General features: G+C 70.9%; 21 protein-coding genes. 14 read left to right on the top strand and 7 right to left on the bottom strand.

The window, feature by feature from the left end; genetic code table 11:
• Positions 1–32: 32 nt before the first annotated feature.
• The 4 genes from ABT061_RS13565 to ABT061_RS13580 all read right to left on the bottom strand — a co-directional run bounded on the left by ABT061_RS13565 (position 33) and on the right by ABT061_RS13580 (position 4,319).
• Positions 33–1,508 carry a glycoside hydrolase family 130 protein gene (locus ABT061_RS13565; RefSeq protein WP_350916092.1) on the bottom strand — a complete coding sequence of 492 codons (1,476 nt, stop codon included), beginning with the start codon at positions 1,506–1,508 and terminating at the stop codon, positions 33–35.
• Between the two features lie 91 nt (positions 1,509–1,599).
• Entirely contained in the window at positions 1,600–2,643 is a 1,044-nt protein-coding gene (locus ABT061_RS13570) for a glycosyltransferase (RefSeq protein WP_350916094.1), read from the bottom strand.
• A complete protein-coding gene (locus ABT061_RS13575) occupies positions 2,640–3,779 on the bottom strand; it encodes a glycosyltransferase (protein ID WP_350916096.1) in 1,140 nt (379 codons plus the stop codon). Before ABT061_RS13575 ends, ABT061_RS13570 begins: the two co-directional genes overlap by 4 nt.
• A 288-nt stretch (positions 3,780–4,067) precedes the next feature.
• On the bottom strand, positions 4,068–4,319 hold the full coding sequence (locus ABT061_RS13580; RefSeq protein WP_350916098.1) for a hypothetical protein: 252 nt from the start codon (positions 4,317–4,319) through the stop codon (positions 4,068–4,070).
• A 329-nt stretch (positions 4,320–4,648) separates the two neighbouring features.
• On the opposite strand from ABT061_RS13580, the gene ABT061_RS13585 reads away from it, so the two are divergent.
• From ABT061_RS13585 to ABT061_RS13610, 6 genes are all read left to right on the top strand, one after another.
• Positions 4,649–5,842, top strand: a complete 1,194-nt coding sequence (locus ABT061_RS13585) for an esterase-like activity of phytase family protein (RefSeq protein WP_350916100.1) — start codon at positions 4,649–4,651, stop codon at positions 5,840–5,842.
• Between the two features lie 325 nt (positions 5,843–6,167).
• Complete coding sequence (locus tag ABT061_RS13590) at positions 6,168–6,941, top strand: MerR family transcriptional regulator (RefSeq protein ID WP_350916102.1); 774 nt, start codon at positions 6,168–6,170, stop codon at positions 6,939–6,941.
• On the top strand, positions 6,938–7,501 hold the full coding sequence (locus tag ABT061_RS13595) for a GyrI-like domain-containing protein (RefSeq protein ID WP_350916104.1): 564 nt from the start codon (positions 6,938–6,940) through the stop codon (positions 7,499–7,501). The genes ABT061_RS13590 and ABT061_RS13595 overlap by 4 nt, the downstream gene beginning before the upstream one ends.
• A gap of 456 nt (positions 7,502–7,957) precedes the next feature.
• Entirely contained in the window at positions 7,958–8,563 is a 606-nt protein-coding gene (locus tag ABT061_RS13600; RefSeq protein ID WP_350916106.1) for a GOLPH3/VPS74 family protein, read from the top strand.
• Positions 8,564–8,591: 28 nt separating this feature from the next.
• Positions 8,592–10,064 (top strand): APC family permease, encoded by a 1,473-nt coding sequence (locus ABT061_RS13605; protein ID WP_350916108.1) that lies wholly within the window; start codon positions 8,592–8,594, stop codon positions 10,062–10,064.
• Entirely contained in the window at positions 10,061–10,654 is a 594-nt protein-coding gene (locus ABT061_RS13610) for a GNAT family N-acetyltransferase (protein ID WP_350916110.1), read from the top strand. Before ABT061_RS13605 ends, ABT061_RS13610 begins: the two co-directional genes overlap by 4 nt.
• Before the next feature lie 197 nt (positions 10,655–10,851).
• Here ABT061_RS13610 and ABT061_RS13615 read toward each other — a convergent pair whose 3' ends face one another.
• Complete coding sequence (locus ABT061_RS13615) at positions 10,852–11,094, bottom strand: hypothetical protein (RefSeq protein WP_350916112.1); 243 nt, start codon at positions 11,092–11,094, stop codon at positions 10,852–10,854.
• A gap of 195 nt (positions 11,095–11,289) precedes the next feature.
• On the opposite strand from ABT061_RS13615, the gene ABT061_RS13620 reads away from it, so the two are divergent.
• From ABT061_RS13620 to ABT061_RS13635, 4 genes are all read left to right on the top strand, one after another.
• Complete coding sequence (locus ABT061_RS13620; RefSeq protein WP_350916114.1) at positions 11,290–11,952, top strand: response regulator transcription factor; 663 nt, start codon at positions 11,290–11,292, stop codon at positions 11,950–11,952.
• Between the two features lie 53 nt (positions 11,953–12,005).
• Entirely contained in the window at positions 12,006–13,121 is a 1,116-nt protein-coding gene (locus ABT061_RS13625) for a sensor histidine kinase (RefSeq protein ID WP_350916116.1), read from the top strand.
• Positions 13,122–13,468: 347 nt separating this feature from the next.
• On the top strand, positions 13,469–14,524 hold the full coding sequence (locus ABT061_RS13630; protein ID WP_350916118.1) for a TRM11 family SAM-dependent methyltransferase: 1,056 nt from the start codon (positions 13,469–13,471) through the stop codon (positions 14,522–14,524).
• Between the two features lie 288 nt (positions 14,525–14,812).
• Entirely contained in the window at positions 14,813–16,183 is a 1,371-nt protein-coding gene (locus ABT061_RS13635) for a multicopper oxidase family protein (RefSeq protein WP_350916120.1), read from the top strand.
• A 13-nt stretch (positions 16,184–16,196) separates the two neighbouring features.
• On the opposite strand, the gene ABT061_RS13640 is transcribed toward ABT061_RS13635, so the two are convergent.
• Positions 16,197–16,871, bottom strand: coding sequence for a GntR family transcriptional regulator (locus ABT061_RS13640; RefSeq protein WP_350916122.1), 675 nt, complete (start codon positions 16,869–16,871; stop codon positions 16,197–16,199).
• A gap of 73 nt (positions 16,872–16,944) precedes the next feature.
• Between ABT061_RS13640 and ABT061_RS13645 the strand changes: the two genes are divergently transcribed.
• Genes ABT061_RS13645 through ABT061_RS13660 form a run of 4 tightly spaced genes read left to right on the top strand, consistent with a single transcriptional unit; the run spans position 16,945 to position 21,938 of the window.
• Positions 16,945–18,165 carry a sarcosine oxidase subunit beta family protein gene (locus ABT061_RS13645; RefSeq protein WP_350916124.1) on the top strand — a complete coding sequence of 407 codons (1,221 nt, stop codon included), beginning with the start codon at positions 16,945–16,947 and terminating at the stop codon, positions 18,163–18,165.
• Between the two features lie 29 nt (positions 18,166–18,194).
• A complete protein-coding gene (locus ABT061_RS13650) occupies positions 18,195–18,476 on the top strand; it encodes a sarcosine oxidase subunit delta (protein ID WP_350916126.1) in 282 nt (93 codons plus the stop codon).
• Positions 18,473–21,355, top strand: a complete 2,883-nt coding sequence (locus ABT061_RS13655) for a sarcosine oxidase subunit alpha family protein (protein WP_350916128.1) — start codon at positions 18,473–18,475, stop codon at positions 21,353–21,355. The genes ABT061_RS13650 and ABT061_RS13655 overlap by 4 nt, the downstream gene beginning before the upstream one ends.
• The gene (locus ABT061_RS13660; RefSeq protein WP_350916130.1) at positions 21,348–21,938 is read left to right on the top strand and encodes a sarcosine oxidase subunit gamma; all 591 of its coding nucleotides are present in this window, start codon (positions 21,348–21,350) and stop codon (positions 21,936–21,938) included. The genes ABT061_RS13655 and ABT061_RS13660 overlap by 8 nt, the downstream gene beginning before the upstream one ends.
• Positions 21,939–21,997: 59 nt before the next feature.
• Here the strand turns inward: ABT061_RS13660 and ABT061_RS13665 are convergent, their stop codons facing one another.
• The gene (locus ABT061_RS13665; protein ID WP_350916131.1) at positions 21,998–23,131 is read right to left on the bottom strand and encodes an AbrB family transcriptional regulator; all 1,134 of its coding nucleotides are present in this window, start codon (positions 23,129–23,131) and stop codon (positions 21,998–22,000) included.
• Positions 23,132–23,210 lie beyond the last annotated feature (79 nt).

Raw genomic sequence — 23,210 nt, forward strand, 5'->3', positions numbered from 1 at the left:
AAAATCGAGCCTGTACATAAAATTCTATTTTGTCAATGACGCGGGCGCATCGCTCCCAGAAGGTCGGCGAGGTTCACGTGGGCGAACTCGATCCGGGCGTCGCTCGCCCCGTACGGCAGCCACAGGGCGTCCCCGTGCAGCAGGCCGCCACAGGAGTACACGACATTGGGCACGTACCCCTCGCGCTCGGCGTCGTCGGGGGCCAGAAGCGGACCGGGGAGCGCGGCGATGACGCGGTGCGGCTCGTCCAGGTCGAGCAGGAGCGCGCCGATGGCGTAGCGGCGCATCGGTCCGACACCGTGGGTGATGACGAGCCAGCCGACGTCGGTCTCCAGGGGAGATCCGCAGTTGCCGACCTGGACCAGCTCCCAGCCGCCGCAGGGGGTGTGCAGCGGCACCGGACGCTGCCACCTGCCGCGCTCGTCGAGGACGGTCAGGCCGGTGGTCTCGCCGTCGGAGCGGCACAGGGCCAGGTGGCGCCCGCCGACCGGGCGCGGGAACAGCGCCATCCCCTTGTTGGCGGCGGCGGGCCCGCGCAGTGAGGTGACCTCGAAGGTGCGCAGGTCGTCGCTGGTGAGCATGCGCGAGCGGATGTGCCGACCGTCGTAGGCGGTGTAGGTGGCACGGTACGAGGGGGTGCCGTCCTCGTCGATGAACCGCACGAAACGGGCGTCCTCCATCCCGTTGCCCTCGACCACCGTGGCGGGCCAGAGCACCCGCCGCTCGATGGGCACATCGGCGGGGAAGGCCACGGCGTACTCGGAGGCGGTCGCACGGCGCAACTCCTCCACCGTCGCGTACGTGGTGGTGCGGGTGAGCAGGTCGGCGGGGAGGCGGGTGACCGCCTGCTCGAAGTCGTCGTCGTCGAAGAGTTCCGGCAGCGAGCCCAGCACGGTGGCGGAGACCTCGTTGTCGGAGCCCCCGTCGGTGAGCGCCGCGGCGAGCAGGTCACGCCGGTGAGGGGTGCCGTGCCGGGGGCCGACGGTCAGCGGTCCCGAGCGGTCGGCGACGGCGAGGCCGTCGCCGGGGCCGAGCAGCGCCGTGGCGAAACCGATGGACGACAGGTGTCCCTCGCCGATCTGCCGCACGCTGATCACCACGCGCAGCCGCCCGGGGTCCAGCCCGGACTGGTCGGGGTGGGCGACCATCGAGGGGTTGCAGAGCGCCGCGCCCTCCACGGAGTACTCGTGGCTGAAATAGGCGCCGATGAGCAGGCGGGCGGCCGGGCTGAGGTCGGCGTGACTCGGAACCCGGTAGCGGACCAGGTCGTAGTGGTGCAGGAAGGTCGCCGCGAGGTCGCGGTGCCGGCCGCCGAACAGCCGGAGCGTCTCCTCCAGCGACTCCTCGGCCTCCCGGTGGCCGAGGAGCATGATGCGGTCGATCAGGACGGTGGTACGGCTGCGCACCGGTGCGGTGTCCTCGCCGGGAACGAACAGCTTGATGATCACCCTTCGCGGGTCGGGGGCGAGGGTCACCCCGAGCCGGGTGACCAGGTCCGGGACGGTCATGGCACCTCGCTCGCCGGTATTCCGCGGCGTCCCGGCAGGACACCGTCGCGACCGGCCCGGTGACCGGGGCGCCGTGCCGTCAACCGTGCCTTCAGAGGACCTCACCCCGTTCGGACATCAGGCGCTCGGCGTGCTGCAGCGTGGAGATGAGCGCGATGGTCGACTCCGCGCCCTGGTTGAGGTTGGGACCGTTTCCGGTCAGGCCGTCGTAGCCCCCTCCGGTCGCGACGTCCCACATCGCCGTGCCGAGGTCGTTGGCGCCCTGGAACCACGCCGCCGCCCGCCACACGCCTGCTCGCCAGCCCGGCTCGCCGGTGACGGCGCCCGCGGTCGCGCAGGCGTCGGCGAGCGCGGCGACCTCGATCGGCTGCTGGTCGTAGCGGTCCCGCGGCGCGTGCCGCCGCCAGCCGGCGGCGGGGACGACGGACAGCCTGCCGTCCCTGCTCTGGATGTCGCCGAGCCAGGCCAGCATCCGCAGGCCGTCGGCGAGCATCGGGCCGTCGCCGCCGAGGTGACCCGCGGCGATGAGCACCTCGGCGAGGGCGGCGTTGGCGTAGGTCAGCCGAGGCTGCGGCCATGGCCAGTCGGGATCGTCTGCGGGGACGCCGATCGCGAGGGCGGCGTCCGCGAGCAGGGCCGAGGCCGGGGCGCTGTCCGGCAGGACGCGCAGGACCTCCGCCGCGCCGAGTCCGGCGAACGCCATGGCGCGCGGGTGCGGGGATCGCCCGGCGGCACCGAGGGTGAAGGCGATCATGGCCTCGTCGCGGATCCACGGGGCGGGGTTGCGTGCCGCCGCGGTGCCCAGGCCCCACAGCGCCCGCCCCCACCAGTCGCCGAGGCCGGGCTCGTCGGCCCAGCGCCGGTCGTAGGAGAGCCGGTTGTGGAAGGCGCCGGAGCCGTCCTGCGCGTGCGTGAGGAAGGCCAGGTAACACTCGGTGAGCCGCCGTACCTGGGGTGTCGGCGCCGGCTCGCGGCTGGTGATGACGAGCCCCCGGGCGACGTCGTCAGTGCAGTAGCCGTGCTGGCGGCGGACCACGGCGTTCCTGGCGTGTTCGAACAGGCCGGTGTCGTCGCTCAGCCGTGCCAGGTGCCCGAAGCCCGGGAAGGCGGGGGCAGCGGGGGGTACGGGGGTCACGACAGTGCCGCCGCCACGGCTGCCGGGCGTCCGGCCAGAAGGCTCCGGGCGAGGTTGTCGTAGCGCGCGGCCACGGCGGGCCAGAGCAGGATCGGGACCAGGGCGCGGGTACGGCCCCTGAGATCCTCGGCCAGGCCGGGTTCGGTGAGGATCCGGCGCACGGCCGCGGCGAGCGCCACGGGGTCCTCATGGGGTACGAGCAGGCCGGGCCCGCCGGTGAGCAGTTCCACGGCGTGCGGGAAGGCCGTGGCGACGATCGGGACGCCTGCGGCCACCGCCTCGATGAGGACACCCGAGGTGACCTGCTCCTGCGAGTCGTACGGCAGCACGACCACGTCGGCAGAGCGGATCAGCCGGATCAGCGAGTCCTGGTCGCGGTAGACCGGGTCGTACCGCACGGAGGTGGACACTCCAAGCCGGATGCCCATCCGCAGCAGGCGGTTGCGGTAGGTCTCCCCCTGGTGCTCGAGCACCTTGGGGTGGGTCTTTCCCGCGACCGTGTAGGTGGGAGAGGGGGACAGGTCCCCCAGCAAGGCGAGTGCTCGCAACGCCCACTCGATGCCCTTGCCGGGGCCGATCAGCCCCCAGGTGAGCAGGTGCGGCCGCGGGCGGCGCCGGGCGGGGACGCACATGTGGTCGGCGGCACCGTGCGGGATGACGGACACCTTGCCCGAGTCGACGTGGTAGCCGATGATCAGCCGGTCGCGGGCGGTGCCGGTCATGGTGACCACCGCGTCGGCGGCTGCCACGATCTGTTCCAGCAGCCTGCGCTGCCGGGAGGTCGGCCGGGTCAGGACCGTGTGCAGGACCACGATGCTGGGCACGGTGAGATGGCGCAGCAGCGGAAGGACGTCCTGGCCGTCCGTGCCCGGATAGATGCCGTACTCATGCTGGACCACGGCGACGTCGAACCGCTCCAGGGCCGATGTCGCGGCCTTCCAGCCCTCGTGCCCGCCGGGTGCCCAGGTGTGCACGACCCCGGGGGTGGGGCGTCCGTCATCGACGTCCGTGGTGACGCGGACGATCCCGCCGCGGGCACCGCCCTCGGTGAGGTGGGCGGCCAGGGCGGAGTTGAAGGTCGCGAGCCCGCACTGCGTGGGTGGGTGGGTGCTGAGAAATCCATATGTGCGGGCCAACTGACATGCCTTCCGGTCATCGGCCGCTCCGGATGGCGGATGCGGGCCTCACGCGGTGAAAGCGTCCATCGGCCGGCGTGGTGACGGATGGAGTCGAAAACTGGCGCCGGGGGCCGTCCTCATCGGGGCCCGGCTGACGCGACCCCGGAGTGGATCGCGGGGCCTGCGTCATTTCGACAGTATCAGGGACCTATGCTCAATCCGCTATGTCACGGTAGATGCGTAAATAGTCGGTCATCATTGGGTCCACCCCAAACCCGCGTTCGGCCTGGGCGCGGCAACCCTATTTCACGGATTCACCCCCCGGCCGGACTGGTAAGGGCAGATCCAGGCAAAGACCACGCTGCCGAAATTCACCAGCATGGTGTGCGGGGTGCGGCCTGCCGTCTCGGTGACCTGGAGTCTGATCACGGAACCGGCCCGCATCCAGCTCGCCACGTCGTCCTCGGTGGGTTCGTGGCCGTGCAGGCGCAGCATCAGGTCGTGGGGCTGACCGAATATCCGTAGATGCAGTTCGCACGTGGGTTCGATATCCGCCATGATTCGCCGTCCAATGTGGCATAGACCCGGCGGGGTTGTCGGCGTCCCTTTGAGCGTACTCCCGCCGTGCGCACGCCCCCGGACCCGTGTCCGGCGGGCGGCCGGCCATCCTGATCGGCGGTGATGGGATGCCCTGCCCGCATGCTTTCGGGCGCATTGTCGTAATCCTCGACTTCAAAACTGAAAATGCAGGAAAAATGGCTGATTCTTCCTTGTCATTGAGCGGCCAATGAGCATTCAAGTGCTGATTCTCGTGGATATTCTCAGCAATCCGCGATCTCATATTCCCGCCAGTCCTTCGGGATCTTTTCTGGGATGAGGAGAGTCATATGGCCAATTCGCGAAGAATCGCGGCGATCGCGGCCGTGATCGCGACGGCGGTCAGCCTCGGGGCCGTCGGCGCGCAGGCGTCGACGGCGGACGCCCGACGGTCGACGGCGGACGCCCGGTCGGAGGCCGCGGCGCCCACGAGGGGGGTCCGGATCACCCGTTTTCTCGGCGAGCAGCGCCTGCCGAACAAGATGCGGTTCCGGGGGACCACGGTCGGCGGCATCTCCGGCATCGACCGTGACCCGCGTACCGGCACCTGGTACTTCATCTCCGACGACCGGTGGCGCTACAACCCGGCCCGCTTCTACACCGGCCGCCTTGACATCAACCCGGTCACCGGAGCCTTCACCGGGGTGAACCTCACCGGGGTCACCACCCTGCGGCGTCCCGACGGGACCCCCTATCCCGCCTACGGCCAGGCCGAGTCCGCCGATCCCGAGACGATCCGCTACGACAGGTGGAGCAACCGGCTGCTCTGGGGCCACGAGGGCGACCGGCCGGACGCGACGCATCCCGAGATCCCGGTCTCCGACCTGTTCGTCCGCTGGACCAACACCCGGGGACGCCACCTCGGAGAGCTGACGACCCCCCGCAACATGAAGATGACCACCACCGACAGCGGCCCCCGGCGCAACTTCGGCTTCGAGGGCCTGACCTCCACGGAGCGCACCATCACGGCGGTCACCGAGGGCCCCAGGTACGAGGACGGCGAGCCACCGACCGCCACCAAGGGCGCCCCGGCCCGCATCACCGTGTGGAGCCGCGACGGCAGGCCGCGCGGGCAGTACGTCTACCCGATCGACCCGCTGCCCGCGGCGCCGATCCCGCCGACCGGTCAGTCCGACAGCGGCGTCTCGGAGATCCTGGCGATCGACGACTACCGCTACCTCGCCCTCGAACGCTCCTGGATCGAGGGCGTCAACTACAAGGTCAAGCTGTACGAGATCGACCTGCGCGGTGCCACGAACGTGCTGAACAGGGACAGCCTGTCGACCGGCCGCCCGTACCGCCCGGTTTCCAAGCGCCTGGTCTCCGACCTCAGCACGGTGCGGACGCCGGTGCAGAACCTGGAGAGCCTCGCCTGGGGACCGCGTCTGCGCAACGGTGAGTGCACGCTGGTGATCGGTTCCGACGACAACTTCAGCGAGCAGGAGGTCACCCAGTTCCTGGCCTTCGCCGCCAGGGGCTGCTGACAGGGCGGTCGGCACCAACCCGGACGCTGAAAGACTCCGGCGCGGCCGGGACCCACGACACGGGTCCCGGCCGCGCCGGCCCATGTGGGGTCACCTCGTGGGAGGCCGACGAGGATCCCCGGATGCGATCTCCGGGGCTGGTTCTTGAGCGTGCCGTCACGGAGTGGCGGGACGGTGGGGACGAGGCCGGATGTGATCTCCGGGGCCGGTTCTTGAGCGTGCCGAACCCCGCTGGGGCGATCTCCCGGACGCGCTCCGGCCCTCCGGCCCGATCGATTCCCGCCCGGTTGGACTCTCCCACTGTGGGAGCCTCCATGCTGATGGCGTGAACGAGGGATATCTGCCGATCGGGCGGTTCGCGAGGCTCTGCCGGCTCAGCGTCAAGCAGTTGCGGCACTACGACGAGCTGGGCCTGCTGACCCCGGACCATGTCGATCCGGACACCGGCTACCGCTACTACCGGCCGGACCAGGCACGCGCCGCGATGCTGATCAGCCTGCTCCGCTCCATCGACGTGCCGCTGCCCTCGATCGGGCGGGTGCTGTCCGGCGACACGGCTGCGCTCGGTGACGTACGCGACCGGATGGAGGCCGATCTGGCGCGTCGCGAGCGCAACTTCACCACGCTCGAACGCATCCTCTCCGAAGGGCTGCACCGGCCGGAGGTGACGGTGGTCCGAGAGCCCGCCCGGCGGGTGGCCGTCGTCAGGGACGTCGCGACACTGGACCGGGTCGGCGTCGTCACCTCGGCGTGCGTGGCCCGGCTGCTCGCCGCCGTGGGTGACCCGAGGGGGCTGATGATCGGGCTGTTCCCGCTCGACCTCGCGCCGGAGCTCCCCGTGGCCGTCGCCGTGGAGACGTCCGAGGACGTGCCGGGGACGTCCCCGGACGTCCTGCCCGGCGGTCTGTACGCCTCGGTGACGCACGTCGGTCCTTACCACCAGATCCCGCTCACCGCGCACGCGCTGCTCGCCTGGGTGGGCGAGCGCGGGCACACGCCCGAAGGCTCGCTGCGCGAGGTGTACGTCTCCAACCCCGTCACCACGCCGCAGGACCGGCTGGTGACCCATCTGATGATCAAATTGGAGGACCCGGAATGAACTGGTACTCGGCCGCGGACGATCCCGAAGTGGTGGAGTTCGGCCCCGCGCGCGGGCTCTCGGTCACCGGGCAGGGAGCGCCGGGCGGACCGGTCTACACGACGAGCGTGGGAGCGCTGTACGCCGTCGCCGGGGCGCTGCTCGGCATCGCGGCCCGCTCCGTACGGCCGTTCGAGATGCCTCCCCTGGAAAGCCGCTGGTGGGCCGAGGACGAGAGGCCGCCGCTCGACGTGCCGCGCGAGGAGTGGTGGTGGCACCTGTTCCTGCGGCTGCCGGAGCCGGTGGACGAGGCATGGGCCGACGAGGCGTGCCAGTCCGCGGGGCACCCGGCCGCCGCCAGGGTGCAGCTCGTCACCTTCACCGAGGGACTGTGCGTGCAGGCCCTGCACCGCGGACCGTACGCGGAGGAGCCGAAGACCCTCGCCAGGATGGACGCGCTGATGCGGAGCGAGGGGCTGGTCCGGAACGGCCTGCACCACGAGATCTACCTGTCCGATACGTCGGAGACCGACCCGGAGAAGATGCTGACCGTGCTCCGCCAGCCCGTTCGCGTCGCCTGAACCCGTGGCCGTGATTCGACACCGAGTGTACGGAAGCCGTTACCGAACAATTCCGGTCCCTGGTCGGCGTAACTTTCCGCATTAAAGACCGACACTAATTATCCGGGCCCCGCTGATTCCCGCTCCGCGCGGCTCGCCCGGCTGGATTCTCCCGGCTGGGAAAACCTTCGAAGGCCTGCCTCGCACTGCCGGTGTGAGGCGGGCCTTCGCCTTTGCGTACCAGGTCATCCGGGTGATCGCCGATCTCCGGGAGGGGGCGTCCGCGCCCTCCCGGGAGCTTTCGGGCCGGAGGTTCCGGCCATTGCCACCTTGGTCGCCGGCGGGCGACTTCTTTTTCTCCGATTCTCGCTCCGAGTCATCCGCTACGCACCAGAATTTTGTTCGTGTAATGACAGATTTAACAATTTGGCTATACGATCGCCGTTCGTGGTTGGAGTTGATCTTTCAGGAACCCGATTGGCCAACGACCTGTTCTTTGTCATGCATGACAACGCGACCGGCCGGATGAGGCTTCATGCCCGCCTGACCGGTCTGGGGCTGGCCGCCGCCATCCTGGGAGAACTGATGCTCGCCGGGCGGATAACCGTGGGATTGGCGGCGGGGCAGATACGGCTCGTCGTTCTCGACGCGGCGCCGCCCGAAGACGCGCTCACCAGGAGCGCCCTGGACCACATCGTCGCCGAACCCGCACACCGCTTCGGTACCTGGTTGCAGTTCTTCGCCCGTGCGGCACTCGCCGACGTGGCGGCCCGGATGACCGCCGACGGGCTGCTGCGTCCGCCCGGCAGACGCCCGTCGCGGAGGCAGGTGCCGGTCGACGTGAACATCGCGGCGTGGCCCGGCGGACGCGTCAACCTGGCGATCCAACGCCGTGAGCCACTCAGCGTCCAGGACAGCGTCCTGCTGGGGCTGCTCGTCGCGACCGGCGGCAACCAGCTCGTCCTGTGGGAGCAGAACCCGAGATACCTCTCCGATTCGATCACCGCTCTCCCGGCGCCGCTCCAGGAACTGATCGCCCAGACCGAGGCTGCCGTAGGTGACTCCGTCATCAGCCGCCGGTGAACCCACCCCCCTCATTTCAAGGATCCCAATGTCCGTGACAGAACGAAGGGCCAGCGCCGTTTCCGCCGCGCTCGCCCAGGACCGCCTCGGTGTGCCGTCGGTGGTGTTCTTCGTCATCTCGGCGGCGGCGCCGCTGACCGTCATCGGTGGCTCGGTGACCGCCGCCTACGCCGCGACCGGCGTGACCGGCGTGCCGCTCGCCTTCATCCTGCTGGGAACCATCCTGGGCCTGTTCGCCGTCGGCTACGTGACGATGGCCCGGTACGTCGTCAACGCCGGGGCGTTCTACGCGTACACCGCGAAAGGGCTCGGCAGGCCGGTGGGTGTGGCGACCGCGTGGGTCGCGTTGCTGGCCTACAACGCGCTCCAGGTGGGTCTCTACGGCATGATCGGTGCGGCCGCCCAGCCGCTGATCGCCGACTGGTTCGGAAGCTCTCCGCCCTGGTGGGTCATCGGGCTGGTCGCCTGGGTGCTGACCGGGGTGCTCGGCCTCCTGCGGGTCGACGTGAACGGGAAGGTCCTGTCGGTCCTGCTGCTGACGGAGATAGCCGTGGTCGTCGTGTTCGACATCGCGGACCTGATCAACCCGGCGGCCTCGGGCTACAGCCTTGACGTCTTCGACCCGTCGAACCTCTTCGTCCCCGGGATCGGTGCGGTGGTCGCGATCTGCATCGCGTCCTTCGCGGGCTTCGAGTCGTCGGTGGTGTTCTCCGAGGAGACCAAGGACCCGAGGCGCACGGTGCCGATCGCGACCTACGTCGCACTCGCCGTCATCTCCGGGCTCTACGCCGTGTCGTCCTGGGCTATGACCGTGCCGATCGGCTCGGACAAGATCGTCGAGACCTCGCGCGAGCAGAGTTCGGCCCTCCTGTTCAACCTGGCCGGGCAGCACCTGGGGGCGACCGTCGCCACCATCGGCTCCCTCCTCTTCGTGACGAGCCTCTTCGCCGCGCTGATCGCCTTCCACAACACGATCTCCCGCTACGTCTTCGCCCTCGGCAGGGAGAGGGTGCTGCCCGAGATCTTCGGTCGTACTTCCCCCCGGACCGGTGCCCCGGTCAACGGCTCGGTGGCGCAGAGTGTCATCGGGCTGGTCACGATCGTCATATACGCGGTCTTCGGCCTGGATCCGGTCGTCCAGCTGTTCTTCACCGTCGGATCGTTCGGTGGCCTGGGACTGCTCATGATGCTGGCGGCCACCTCGATCTCCGTGCTGGCCTTCTTCGCCAGGAACCCCAACGAGGAGAACGTCTGGCGGACCAGGATCGCCCCGGGTATCTCCTCGGTCCTGCTGATCGTGGTCATCGTGCTCGTCATGGCCAACTTCGACACCGTGCTCGGCGTGGCCCCCGACTCCCCGCTGCGCTGGATCATGCCCGCCGTCTACTTCGTCGCCGTGGGGCTCGGCGTCATGTGGGGACTCGCCCTGCGGGCCAACCGGCCGAAGGTATACGCGAACATCGGGCGGGGCGCCCAGGCGGCCGTGGGAGGGACCGAATGACAGAGATCATCCGAGTTCAGAACGCTCCCGGAGCCGCCGAGACCATCGGCGCGATCATCGCCACCTCCTTCCACGAGCAGGAGATCTCGGCCTGGATGATCCCGCCGGACGACGACCGCCGCCGGGTGATGCCCCCCTTCTTCTCCATGGTCACCGAGAGCGCCCTCATCCACGGCGAGGTCCACGCGACGGCCGACATGTCCGCCGTGGCCGTATGGTTCCACAAAGGCGCCGAGCCGCTTCCCGAGATCCCCGACCGGGACGCCCGGGTGGAGGCGTTCGCCGGTCCCCACGTGGAGCGCATCGGGCAGATGGGGGAGGTGATGGACAAGCGCCACCCCCACGACCCGCACCACTACCTGGCGTTCCTCGCCGTGCTCCCCGGGCACCAGGGACGGAGGACGGGGACCCGGCTGCTCGAGGAGTACCACCGCGGGCTCGACGAGGCGGGCATACCCGCGTACCTGGAGGCCAGCAGCACCCGCAGCCGCAGGCTCTACCTGCGCCACGGCTATCAGGACCTCGGCGACCCGATGTTCATGCCCGACGGCCCGCCGATGTTCCCCATGTGGCGCCCGCCGAGCCCCTGACCGGATCTTCCGCCGGTCACCGTGTCATGACCGGACCCGATGTGGCGCCCGCCGAGCCCCTGACCAGGCCTTTCGCCCGTCACCGTGTCATGACCGGACCCGAGTCCCCGAACGCCCGGTCCGGGGATCGGTGAGGGTTCCGGCAGGCGGGCCGGGGCGCCGGGGTATGGTTCCCGGCGCCCCGGCCGGGAACGCGCCTACTCGGCCGCGGGGGCCACCGGAGCGGCCGGGATGGCCGGGACGCACAGCGGCCCGTCCTCGGCTGCTCGCTGCTCGGCGTCGGCCGGGGCGCTGCCGGCCGGCCTGGCCGCCTTGGTCAGCAGACCGGCCACCACGCAGACGTCACCGTCGTTGGCGGCGTACGCCACACCGGCGGCGGCCAGCCCGCCCACGACCAGCGCGGCGCCGATCACGGCCGCGAGCTTGCGGGGGATGTTCATCAAAGCTCTCCCTCTGTCGGGGTTCCTGTTTCGGATCACCGCCCATTCAGCCGCACCCGGCATTCGGCCGGCGTTCGGGAAAATTCGGAGCCCTCCGCGGCCGAACGCCGGCCGGGAATACCAAACGCGGGACGAACACCTCGTCGGCGAGGATGAAGCCGTGTGCGTGCGGGACGCTCGAGGAGGGACAGGCTTGTGCGGATCTTGATAGCCGAGGACGAGCCGCTGCTGGCCCGGACCCTGGCCGCCGGGCTGCGCCGGCAGGCCATGGCGGTGGACGTGGCCGCGGACGGGGCCACGGCGCTGGAACGGCTCGCGGTCACCGACTACGACGTGCTGATCCTCGACCGTGACCTACCCGTCGTGCACGGCGACGAGGTGTGCCGGAGGCTGGTCGAGGCCGGGACGCCGTGCCGGATCCTGATGCTGACCGCGGCGCGCACGCTCGACGACACCGTCACCGGGCTCGGCCTCGGCGCCGATGACTACCTGACCAAGCCGTTCCGGCTCCCGGAACTGGTCGCACGGGTACTGGCGTTGCGGCGCCGCCCGTCACAGGCCCGCCCGCCCGTACTGGCCGCCGCCGGGGTACGGCTCGATCCCTACACCCGGCAGGTCAGCCGGGACGGCCGGCAGATCCGCCTGCCCCGCAAGGAGTTCGCCGTACTGGAGATCCTGCTGGCCGCCCGGGGCGGTGTGGTCAGCGCCGAGTACCTGCTGGAGAAGGCCTGGGACGAGCACGCCGACCCCTTCACCAACGCGGTCCGGATCACCGTCCACTCGCTGCGGCGCAAGCTCGGCGAGCCACCGCTGATCCACACCGAGATCGGCGTCGGCTACCGGCTGGCTCCGGAATGAGTGTCCGATCCGGTGGCGATCGGCCTGGCCACGGGATGACCGCCCGGCGCCGGATGACGATCCGTACCCGGCTCACCCTGCTGTACGGCGTCACCTTCACCGCGGCCACCGCCGCCGCGCTGGCCGCCGTCTACCTGCTGATGTCCGGGCTGCTCACCCCGGCGGTGGCCCCGGTGGCGCCGGTACCGGCAGGCGTCACGCCGGGCACGTCGGCCGGACCCGGTGTCCAGGACGCCCCGCAGGTGCTCGACAACCTGCTGCGCGTCTCCGGGCTGGCGCTGGCGGTGTGCTCGCTGGGCGCGGTGGCCATCGGCTGGATCGTGGCCGGGCGCATGCTGGCCCCCATCCGCCGGGTCACCGCCACCGCGGCGGGAATCGCCGGGGGGAACCTACACGAGCGCGTCGCCCTGCACGGCCCCGCCGACGAGCTCAAGGAACTGGCCGACACCTTCGACGGCATGCTCGCCCGCCTGCAGTCCGCCTTCGACGGCCATCGGCGTTTCGCCGCCAACGCCTCACACGAGTTGCTCACCCCGCTGGCCACCAGCCAGGCACTCCTCGACGTCGCCGCGGCCGAGCCCTCGGCCTGTGACGTGCCCGCGCTGCTCGCCGACCTGACCGAGGTCAACGCGCGCAGCGAGCGGATCGTCGGCGCGCTGCTCGACCTCGCCCGAGCCGACCACGGCGTCAGCGCCGTCGTGACCGCCGATCTGGCCGACTTCGCCCGCGACGCGATCGCCGTCACCTCCGGCGAGGCCGACCGGCGGGGCGTGACGGTGGTCTCGCGGCTGGAGGCGGCGCCGGTCATCGGTGATCCGGCCCTGCTCCGCCAGCTCGCCGTCAACCTGATGACCAACGCGATCCGGCACAACCAGCCCTCCGGCCGGGCCATGGTCACCGTCACCACCGAACGGGATCGGGCCGTGATGGCCGTCGGCAACACCGGCCCCCCGGTGACACCGGACCGGCTGGAGCAACTCTTCGAGCCCTTCGTGCGGGGTGCGGGCCGCATCCGTCACGGCCCCGAGGAGGGCGGGCGCGGGCACGGTCTCGGGCTCGCGATAGTCCGCGCGGTCGTCACCGCGCACCACGGCACGCTCACCGCGACCGCCAACCCCACCGGCGGCCTGACCCTCGTCATCGGCCTGCCGTCCGGAGGCTCGACATGAGGGTGGGCCGAACAGCGCGAGCCGCCGCCATCCGGGTCGGTTCGCGGACCGGTGTCGCGTAGGCTCCTGAGCCGATACAGCGCTGGCTGATCACGGACTGGGACTGTTACCATCCGTTCCATGATCTTCTTCTTCCACCTGCGTTAAGGGACCGTCGGCGAGGCGAGGAACCCCCGTCGTCGACGAGGCGGGGCGGCGTGGCGCCGTCCCGAACCTTGACGTGGGAGAAGAACGATCATCATGCGCACCCGCGCGCGTTTTCTCACCGCCCCGCGTCCCAGCGCCCTCGCCGTCTCGTGACGGCGGCGCGCCTGGTGGCGCGGTGCGTCCGGGGACTGGAGCCCATCGTGGCCTCCGAGATCCTCCAGCTCGGACTCGGTCCGATCACCCATCTGGGCCACCGTGAGGTGCACTTCCGCGCGCCTCGACCGGAGCCCGGGGTGGTCCGGCTGCGCACCGCGGACGACGTGTTCCTGCTCGCCGCCCGACTGCCGGACATCGGAGCGGCCAGAACGGGGGTCGACGCGCTCGCCGAGCTCGCGGCCGTCACCGACGTGGACAGGCTGCTCCGGCATCGGCTGGGCTGCGGAGGCTCCGGCGAGCTCACCGGTGTCGAGGTGTCGGCGTCCTTCCTGGGAAGGCGGAACTTCAACCGGTACGACGCCGAGGACGCCGTCGGCCGGGCCCTGGCGCGGAGGCTGGGAGCCGGCTACCACTCGCGGCGCGGGGGCGTCGCGCCCCCACCGGCCTACAGCGCGTGGCGGCTGATCCTGGACGGTACCCGGGCGACGCTCATGCTGAGGATCACCGACCGGCCGCTGCACCGCCGTACCTACAAGCGGTGCACGATCCCGGGCACCCTGCATCCTCCGCTGGCCGCGGCGATGGCCCTGATGGCCGACATCCGGTCCGATCACCGGGTGCTCGACCCCTGCTGCGGTGCCGGAACCCTGCTCATCGAGGCCGGACACCTGCGGCCGGACGCCCGCTTCTGCGGCTTCGACCTGGACCCGGACGCGCTGCGGGCGGCGCGCACGAACGCGGCGGACTCCCGGGCCATCACCGTCCGCCCGGCCGACGCCGGCGACCTGCCGTTGGCCGACGGCAGCATCGACCGCGTCGTGTGCAACCCACCCTGGGGTACGCAGGTCGCCGCGCACGGCCTGCTCGACGGGGCTCCCTCCCGCTGGTGGACGGAGCTGCGACGGGTCCTCGCCCCCGACGGAATGGCGGTGGTGCTGATCCCCGACACCGACGACCTCGGCACCGCCATCCGGCATCGGCTGGTCCCCGTCCATGTCCAGCAGGTCCGTCTCTCCGGCGCCAGGTCGTACATCGTCCGGCTCATGGCGGGGGAGAGGCGTCAACAACAGACGTCCCGGCGCCGAGCACAGGGAGGATGAGCGCGGAGGCCGAAGGGGAAGGTCAGGGGCCGGGTACGGCGGGGGCGACGCCGTACCCGGACCCTGACCGCTCCAGCAGGGGTCGTCCGTACGGGGGCCCAACGGCGGCGGGAGTCAAGGAAGGCAGGTGTCGGCCGGTCAAATATTCGGCACGCAAAGGCCCCCGTGTCCGAGGCGGCAGTTTGGCCCGTCCCGTACCGGCCGATAACGACAGACGGCTCGGTAACCTCAGAGCGCTTCACATCGGGGGGTGGGATGCGGTCTCGATGCGGTCTGTCCCGTCTCGCCGTGGTCGCGATCCTTGTCGTCGCCACGGTGGTGAGCGGCTTCGCCGGTAGCCCGTCGCCGTCGGTTCGGGAGGGGGCCCCACTGCGGGACCCGTCGCAACTGGTGAGCCACAGGGGGGTCCTGCGCGCGCGACTCGTCGTGGAGAGACGGCAGGTGGAGGTGGCCGGGCACCGGCTGTGGTCCCTGACGTACAACGGCGACTACATGCCGCCCACGCTGCGGATCCGGCCGGGGGACAGGCTGGAGCTGGCGATGGAGAACCGGCTGGGCAGGTACACCAACCTCCATGTGCACGGGCTGCACGTGTCGCCGAGCGGCAACTCCGACAACGTCTTCATCCACATCGATCCCGGACAGACGTTCCACTACTCCTACCGATTCCCGGACAACCTCGCGCCAGGCACCTACTGGTACCACTCGCACGCGCATCCGATATCCGGGGTGCAGGTCGCCGGGGGGCTGTCGGGCGTCATCGTCGTCGAGGGGCTGAAGCGGTATCTCCCGCCCGGCCTGCGCGACATCACCGAGCACGTCATCGCGCTCAAGGACTTCCAGATCCAGGGCGACGCGATCAGGACCCGGGATCTGCACATCGGTGCGCCCACCAACCGTACGGTCAACGGTCAGCTGAACCCGACCATCCACATCCGGCCGGGTGAGACCCAGCTGTGGCGGCTGGCCAACATCAGCGCCAACATCTACTACAAGGTCCATCTGGACGGGCAGCGGTTCCAGGTGATCGCCCATGACGCCAACCCCGTCGACCGGATCTGGTCGGCGGACTCGCTCCTCCTCGCGGCCGGTTCCCGGTTCGACGTGCTCGTACGAGGTGGTCCGCCCGGCCGTACCCGGCTGCAGACGCTCCCGTACAGCACCGGATCGGCCGGGAACACGTTCCCGCAGGCGACCCTGGCCACCCTGGTCTCCGAGGGCACGCCGACGCACCCGGTGGAGCTGCCCGCGACCTTCGCGCCGACGGAGGACCTGAGCCACGCAGCCCTCGCCGCGCGGCGCACCATCGTGTTCTCCGAGAACAAGGCGGGGACCGAGTTCTACATCAACGGCAGGCAGTTCGACATGAACCGGGTGGACATCCGGTCGAAGCTGAACACGGTCGAGGAGTGGACGGTCCGCAACGACAGCGACGAGGAACACTCCTTCCACGTCCACACCAACGACTTCCAGCTGATGAGCACCAACGGGCGGCCGCACCACGCCCACGGCTGGCAGGACACCGTGAACATTCCCCCCAGGGGGCAGGTCGTCATCCGGATCCACTTCACCGACTACACCGGCAAGACCGTTCTGCACTGCCACATCCTCAACCACGAGGACGCGGGCATGATGGCGGTCCTGGAGATCGTCAAGTGATCGGGCCGGGAGGTCAGAGCAGGGCGCGGACCTCGCGTTCGAAGCCCGCGACGTGTTCGGCGGCGAGCCGGGCGGCCCGCTCCTCCTCGCCGTCGACGACGGCGCGCAGCAGCGGGCCGTGTTCTCCGACATGGCCCGCCATGCCGGGAAGCCGGTCGACGAACAGGCACCAGATCCGGGTGGCCAGGTTGTCGTAGCGGACCAGGGTGTCCTCAAGGTAGGGGTTTCCGGTGGCGGCGTACAGGGCGCGGTGCACGCGCAGGTCGAGACGCATCAGCTTCTCCGGCGGCAGGGTGGAGATGCGCTCGGGGGCCAGTTCCGCGCCGAGCTCGCCGAGTGCGATCCGGTCCGCCGGCGTGGCACGCAGGGCCGCCCTGGCCGCGGCCACCGGCTCCAGCTGCTGCCGGACCTCGGAGATGTGGGCGAGGTCGGTGATGTTGACGTCGGTGGCGAAGGTGCCGCGGCGCGGGTAGGCGACCACGAGCCGCTCACCCTCCAGCCGTTTCAACGCCTCGCGGACGGGTGTCCTGCCCATGTCGAGTGAGGCGGCGAGGTGATCCTCCTTGATCGGCATCCCGGGGCGGATGTCGAGCATGACGAGCTTGTCGCGGATGGCGCGGTATGCCTGCTCAGCGAGCGAGAGCGGTGACTCGTCGTCCCCGCCCCCTACGTTGACCGTCGCTCGCACCTGACGTAGGTTACCCCACTAACTGATATATCAATAGTTTTCTAGGCGGCCTCGACCCGAACGGAGCCTCGGCGTGACCACGAATCCGCTCCCCGAGCACCCCGCCCTGCTCTGGCGCAACCCGGAGCCGAAGCCGTCGTACGACGCGATCGTCGTGGGCGGCGGCGGGCACGGGCTGGCCACCGCCTACTACCTGGCCAGAAACCACGGCATCGGCAATGTGGCGGTGCTGGAGAAGGGCTGGCTGGCCGGCGGCAACATGGCCCGCAACACCACGATCATCCGCTCCAACTACCTGTGGGACGAGAGCGCCGGGATCTACGAGTTCGCGCTGAAGCAGTGGGAGCGGCTGCCCGAGGAACTGGACTACGACTTCCTGTTCAGCCAGCGGGGCGTGCTCAACCTCGCCCACACCCTCCAGGACGTCCGCGAGGCCCGCCGCCGGGTCGGCGCCAACCGGCTCAACGGCGTCGACGCGGAGTGGCTGGAGGCCGAGGAGGTGGCCGAGGTGTGCCCGATCATCAACATCTCCCCGGACGTCCGCTACCCGGTGCTGGGCGCGACGTTCCAGCCCCGGGCCGGCATCGCCAAGCACGACCACGTGGCCTGGGCCTTCGCCCGCGCCGCGGACGCGCTGGGCGTGGACCTCATCCAGAACTGCGCGGTCACCGGCTTCGTCAAGGACGGCGACCGGGTCGTCGGCGTGCGCACCACGCGGGGCACCGTCAACGCCGGGGTGGTCGGCCTGGTCGCCGCCGGTCACAGCGGCGTCCTGGCGGAGCAGGCCGGCTTCCGGCTGCCGGTCCGGTCGCAACCGCTGCAGGCACTGGTCTCCGAGCTGTACGAGCCGGTCCACCCCACCGTGGTCATGTCGAACCACGTGCACGTCTACGTCTCGCAGGCGCACAAGGGCGAGCTGGTCATGGGCGCCGGAGTGGACTCCTACAACGGCTACGGCCGGCGCGGCTCCTTCCATGTCATCGAGAAGCAGATGGCGGCGGCGATCGAACTGTTCCCGATCTTCGCCCGCGCGCACGTGCTCCGTACCTGGGGCGGCATCGTCGACGTCTCCCCCGACGCCTCGCCCATCATCGGCAGGACGCCCGTGGAGAACCTCTACGTCAACTGCGGCTGGGGGACCGGCGGTTTCAAGGCCACCCCGTCGGCCGGATGGACCATGGCCCACACCATGGCGACCGGGGAGCCGCACCCGCTGAACGCGCCGTTCTCCCTGGAGCGGTTCACCACCGGCGCCCTCATCGACGAGCACGGCGCCGCGGCCGTGGCCCACTGACCCTCGCGATCTCGCCAAGGAGCCACCGCATGCTGTTGCTGAACTGTCCCTGGTGCGGTCCACGGGACGAGACCGAGTACCACTACGGCGGGCAGGCCCACGTCCGCTACCCGCAGGCCCCGGCCGACCTGACCGACCAGGAATGGGCCGAGTACCTCTTCTACCGTGACAACCCCGAGGGCCCCTTCGCCGAACGCTGGGTGCACAGCACCGGCTGCCGCCGCTGGTTCAACGTCGTGCGGGACACCACCAGCTACCAGGTGCTCGCCGTCTACCGGCCCACCGACCCCCGCCCGGAAGGATCGCGATGAGCGCCCAGCCCCACCGGCTCCCGTCCGGCGGCCGGATCGACCGTGACACGGTGCTCCGCCTCACCGTCGACGGCCAGGAGCTGACCGGCCACCCGGGTGACACCGTCGCCTCGGCGATGCTGGCCGCGGGCAGGCTCGACGTCGCCCCCTCGATCTACCGGGGGCGACCGCGCGGCATCGTGGCGGCCGGTGTCGAGGAGCCGAACGCGCTGCTTGAGGTCCTCGGGCGGTGCTCGGAGTCGATGCTCCCGGCCACCACGGTCTCCCTCGTCGACGGGCTGGCCGTGCGGACGCTGTCCGGCCTGGGCCGGCTCGACCCCACCGGTGACGAGGCCGTCTACGACAAGATGTTCGCGCACACCGACGTCCTGGTCATCGGTGCCGGCCCGGCGGGGCTCGCCGCGGCCTCCGCCGCCGCCAGGTCGGGCGCCCGGGTGATCCTCCTCGACGAGCAGTCCGAGCCGGGGGGATCGCTGCTCTCCTGCCGGGAGGAGACGGTGAACGGCTCGCCCGCGCTGGACTGGGTGCGCGAGGTCGTGGCCGAACTCGAATCCGCCCCCGAGGCGAGGGTGCTCAGCCGCACCACCGCCTTCGGCGGCTACGACGACAACTACGTCGTCGCCGTCCAGCACCGCACCGACCATCTCGGGCATCCGGCCCCCGAGGGCGTGTCCCGCCAGCGGGTCTGGCACATCCGGGCGGCGCGGGTCGTGATCGCCACCGGCGCGCACGAGCGCCCGCTGGTCTTCGCGGGCAACGACCGCCCCGGGGTGTTCCTGGCCTCGGCCGTGCGCGGCTACCTCAACCGGTACGCCGTGACGCCCTGCTCCCGCGCCGTGGTGAGCACCACCAACGACAGCGCGTACGACACGGTGACCGACCTGGTCGCGGCCGGCGTCGAGGTGGCGGCCGTGATCGACGCCCGTCCCGCCCTGTCGCCGCGCGCGGCCGAGGTCGCCGGGACCGGAGTGCGCGTCGTGCCGGGCAGCGCGGTCGTCGAGACGGCCGGTACCCCGCGGGTCGACGGCGTCCTGGTCAGCGCCCTGGACGACGACGGACTGCTCAGCGGCGACGTCGAGACCATCGCGTGTGACCTGCTCGCCGTCTCCGGCGGCTGGAGCCCCGTCGTACACCTGCACAGCCAGCGGCAGGGCGGGCTGCGCTGGGACGACGTGCTCGCGGCCTTCGTCCCCGAAGGGACCGTCCACGACCAGCGGGTGGCCGGTTCGGCCCGGGGCACCTTCGACCTCGGTGGCTGCCTCTCGGAAGGCACCGAGGCAGGGGTCGAGGCCGCCGTGGCCGCCGGGTTCCCGATCGAGGCCGAGGCTCCGGTGGGACGGGCGGCCACCGGCGAGTACGGGCCGGTCCGGCAGCTCTGGCTGGTGCCGGGGCGGACCGGCGAGCCGGCCGACTGGCACGAGCACTTCGTCGACCTGCAGCGCGACCAGACCGTCGCCGACGTCTGGCGGGCGACCGGTGCGGGCCTGCGCGGCATCGAGCACGTGAAGCGCTACACCACGATCGGCACCGCGCACGACCAGGGCAGGACCTCCGCCGTCAACGCGATCGGCGTGATCGCCGCCGCTCTCGGCGGCACCCCCGGGGAGATCGGTACGACGTCCTACCGGGCGCCGTACACCCCGGTCTCCTTCGCGGCCCTCGCCGGGCGCGAGCGAGGCGACCTCTTCGACCCCGAACGGACCACCCCGGTCCACCCCTGGCACGTCGCGCACGGCGCCAGGTTCGAGATCGTCGGGCAGTGGCTGCGCCCCCGGTACTTCCCGAGGGACGGCGAGGACATCGACGCGGCGGTCGCCCGTGAGAGCCGGGCCGCCCGGCGGGGCGTCGCCATGATGGACGCCTCCACACTGGGCAAGATCGAGGTCTGCGGCGCCGACGCGGGCGAGTTCCTGGACCGCGTCTACACCAACGCCCACCGGAGACTGCCGGTCGGCTCCGCCAGGTACGGGGTCATGTGCAAGCCCGACGGCATGATCCTGGACGACGGCGTGAACCTGCGCCTCGGCCGGAACCGCTTCCTCCTCACCACCACCACCGGCGGTGCGGCCGGTGTCCTCGACTGGCTTGAGGAGTGGCTGCAGACCGAGTGGCCCGAGCTGGACGTGTACTGCACCTCGGTGACCGAGCAGTGGACGACGATCGCGGTGGTGGGCCCGAAGTCACGGGAGGTGGTCGCGCGGGTGGCCCCGGACCTGGACGTCTCGGCCGAGGCGTTCCCGTTCATGACCTTCCGCGAGACCACGCTGGCCTCCGGCGTACCCGCCAGGATCTGCCGGATCTCCTTCTCCGGCGAGCTCGCCTACGAGATCAACGTGTCGGGCTGGTACGGCCTCGCCGTCTGGGAGGAGGTGTACGCCGCCGGGGCGGACCTCGACATCACGCCCTACGGCACCGAGACGATGCACGTGCTCCGCGCGGAGAAGGGTTACCCCATCGTCGGGCAGGACACCGACGGGACCGTCACGCCGCAGGACGCCGGCATGGACTGGGTGGTCTCGAAACGCAAGGACTTCATCGGTAACCGCTCCTACACCAGGGCGGACACCGCGCGGGCCGACCGCAGGCACCTGATCGGCCTGCTGCCGGTCGACCGGGTGACCCGGCTGCCCGAGGGCACGCAGATCATCGCGCCGGACACGCCGGTCACCCCGGAGCAGGGACCCGTCCCGATGCTCGGGCACGTCACCTCCAGCTACCACAGCGAGGCGCTCGGCCGGCCGTTCGCCCTCGCGCTCGTCGCCGGCGGCCGGGACCGGATCGGGGAGATCCTCATCGCCCACGTGGGCGACTCCCTGGTCGAGGTCCAGGTCGCCGAACCCGTGCTGTACGACCCCGAAGGGAACAGGCGTGATGGCTGAGACGGGTCCCGTCGAACTGCGGCGCAGCCCGCTGGCGCACCTGGAGGACCGGATGCGCGGTGCCCGGGGCGGGTCACTGCGGGAGCTGCCGTTCCTGACCATGGTCTCCGTCCGGGTGGCACCCGGATCCGCGGCCTTCGACCGGATCGGGGCGGCCCTGGGGACCGGCCTGCCGGAGCGGGTCGCGGACACCGCTCGGGCGGGAGCGCACACCGCCCTGTGGCTGGGCCCGGACGAATGGCTCGTGGTCTCGTCGGCCGACCCCGGCCCGCTGGTGGCGGACCTCGTCGAGGCCCTGGCGGGTGATTCCGGCACGGTGGTCGACGTGTCGGCGAACCGGACGACTCTTGAGCTCAGCGGGGCCGCGGCGCGTCAGGTGCTGGAGAAGGGCTGCCCCGCCGACCTGCATCCCCGGTCGTTCGGCCCCGGCGACGCGGTGACGACCACGCTCGGGCCGGTGCCTGTGCTGCTCTGGCAGTCCGGTCCCTCGACGTACCTGATCCTGCCCCGCGCCTCCTTCGCCGACTACGTCGCCCGGTGGCTGCTCGACGCGATGACCGAGTTCGCCTCACGAGCCGGGTGACGTCGACGCGGTCGCCGACGGCCAAGGGGATGCCGTCGGCGATCATCGGGCTCTCCCGGTCAACGCCTCGCTCCGCCGGTCCGGGACCTGTGGACGGTCAGGCGGATCAGCAGCGGTGCCAGGAACGCCATCGCGAAGAGCCGCAGGCTCTGCACGCTGGAGATCAGTGGCAGGTTCGCGTGCGCGGAGGAGGCCGTCGCCAGGACCGCGTTGATCCCGCCGGGCGTCGTGGCGAGATAGGTGTCGCCGAACGGGATGTGGGTGACGGCGGAGAGCGTCCAGGCCATGGCTGCGCACGCGGCGCTGACGGCCAGCGTGCAGGCCAACGCGGCGGGCAGGATCCGGCGCAGACGCCGCACGGCTCGCCGGGAGAACCGCAGGCCGACATCGAGCCCGATCATGGTGAACAGCAGGGTCCGCAGCATTCCGCTGGGGGCGAATCCGCCCGCGAGGCCGGTCGCGGTGAGAACGGCGGACACCAGCATGGGGCCCATCATGGCCGGGCTGGGCAGTCTCAGGCGGGAGCCCAGCAGCACGCCGAGCAGTGCGACGGCCGCGAGCACGCTCAGGCCCCATGCCTGGTCGTGGCCGCTGACCAGGTGCCAGAGGCCGCCGGTACCGCCACGCGCGCCGGTGCCGGTCCCCTCCTGTGGCAGGGGGGAGATCCAGCTCAGCAGGACCGGTGTGCTCGCCACGATGAAGCCCAGCCGCAGATACTGCATGAACGCCACCAGGCGGCCGTCGGCATCGAGATCCTCGGCGGAGGCGACCGCGGCGGCCGATCCTCCAGCGATCATGCCGAGGGTGGCCGTGGCTCGATCCACTCCGCTGAAACGGGCCATGGCGAACGCGGCCGCCTGGCAGAGAAGAAGCGTCACCAGGGTCACCGCGGCCAGGGGCGCGATCGATCCGGCCACGTGGCCCAGTGCCGACAGGTCCAGGTAGGTCCCCATCAGCACGCCGAGCAGTACCTGTGAGGTTCGGTTGAGCACGGCAGGAGCGTGATCACGCATCCGGCCGGTCAGAGCGATCGTCAGCCCGAGGAGCAGTGGTATCAGCATGTGCGAGGAGGGCACGGCAGGTTCGCCCAGTTCACCGGCCACCACAGTGATCGGCAGCACCGCCGCCCACGCGACGAGCCGGGAAGCCCGGCAGGTGATGCCACGGCCGCGGGCCGTGCGTGGTGTGTTCAAGCCCTGCCGCCCTCTGCGGCGGTCATCCGGTGACGGTCAGGTGGACGACGGAGATCAGGGTGGGTTGTCACCGCGCCAG

It is taken from the genome of Streptosporangium sp. NPDC002544 (assembly GCF_040295965.1).
In the GTDB taxonomy this organism is placed as follows: domain Bacteria; phylum Actinomycetota; class Actinomycetes; order Streptosporangiales; family Streptosporangiaceae; genus Streptosporangium.

Bases quoted from the DNA above. Each gene is read 5' to 3' on its own strand.
- ABT061_RS13565 (WP_350916092.1), bottom strand. From the start codon at position 1,508: ATGACCGTCCCGGACCTGGTCACCCGGCTCGGGGTGACCCTCGCCCCC.
- ABT061_RS13580 (WP_350916098.1), bottom strand. From the start codon at position 4,319: ATGGCGGATATCGAACCCACGTGCGAACTGCATCTACGGATATTCGGT.
- ABT061_RS13585 (WP_350916100.1), top strand. From the start codon at position 4,649: ATGGCCAATTCGCGAAGAATCGCGGCGATCGCGGCCGTGATCGCGACG.
- ABT061_RS13595 (WP_350916104.1), top strand. From the start codon at position 6,938: ATGAACTGGTACTCGGCCGCGGACGATCCCGAAGTGGTGGAGTTCGGC.
- ABT061_RS13605 (WP_350916108.1), top strand. From the start codon at position 8,592: ATGTCCGTGACAGAACGAAGGGCCAGCGCCGTTTCCGCCGCGCTCGCC.
- ABT061_RS13610 (WP_350916110.1), top strand. From the start codon at position 10,061: ATGACAGAGATCATCCGAGTTCAGAACGCTCCCGGAGCCGCCGAGACC.
- ABT061_RS13615 (WP_350916112.1), bottom strand. From the start codon at position 11,094: ATGAACATCCCCCGCAAGCTCGCGGCCGTGATCGGCGCCGCGCTGGTC.
- ABT061_RS13625 (WP_350916116.1), top strand. From the start codon at position 12,006: ATGACGATCCGTACCCGGCTCACCCTGCTGTACGGCGTCACCTTCACC.
- ABT061_RS13650 (WP_350916126.1), top strand. From the start codon at position 18,195: ATGCTGTTGCTGAACTGTCCCTGGTGCGGTCCACGGGACGAGACCGAG.
- ABT061_RS13655 (WP_350916128.1), top strand. From the start codon at position 18,473: ATGAGCGCCCAGCCCCACCGGCTCCCGTCCGGCGGCCGGATCGACCGT.
- ABT061_RS13660 (WP_350916130.1), top strand. From the start codon at position 21,348: ATGGCTGAGACGGGTCCCGTCGAACTGCGGCGCAGCCCGCTGGCGCAC.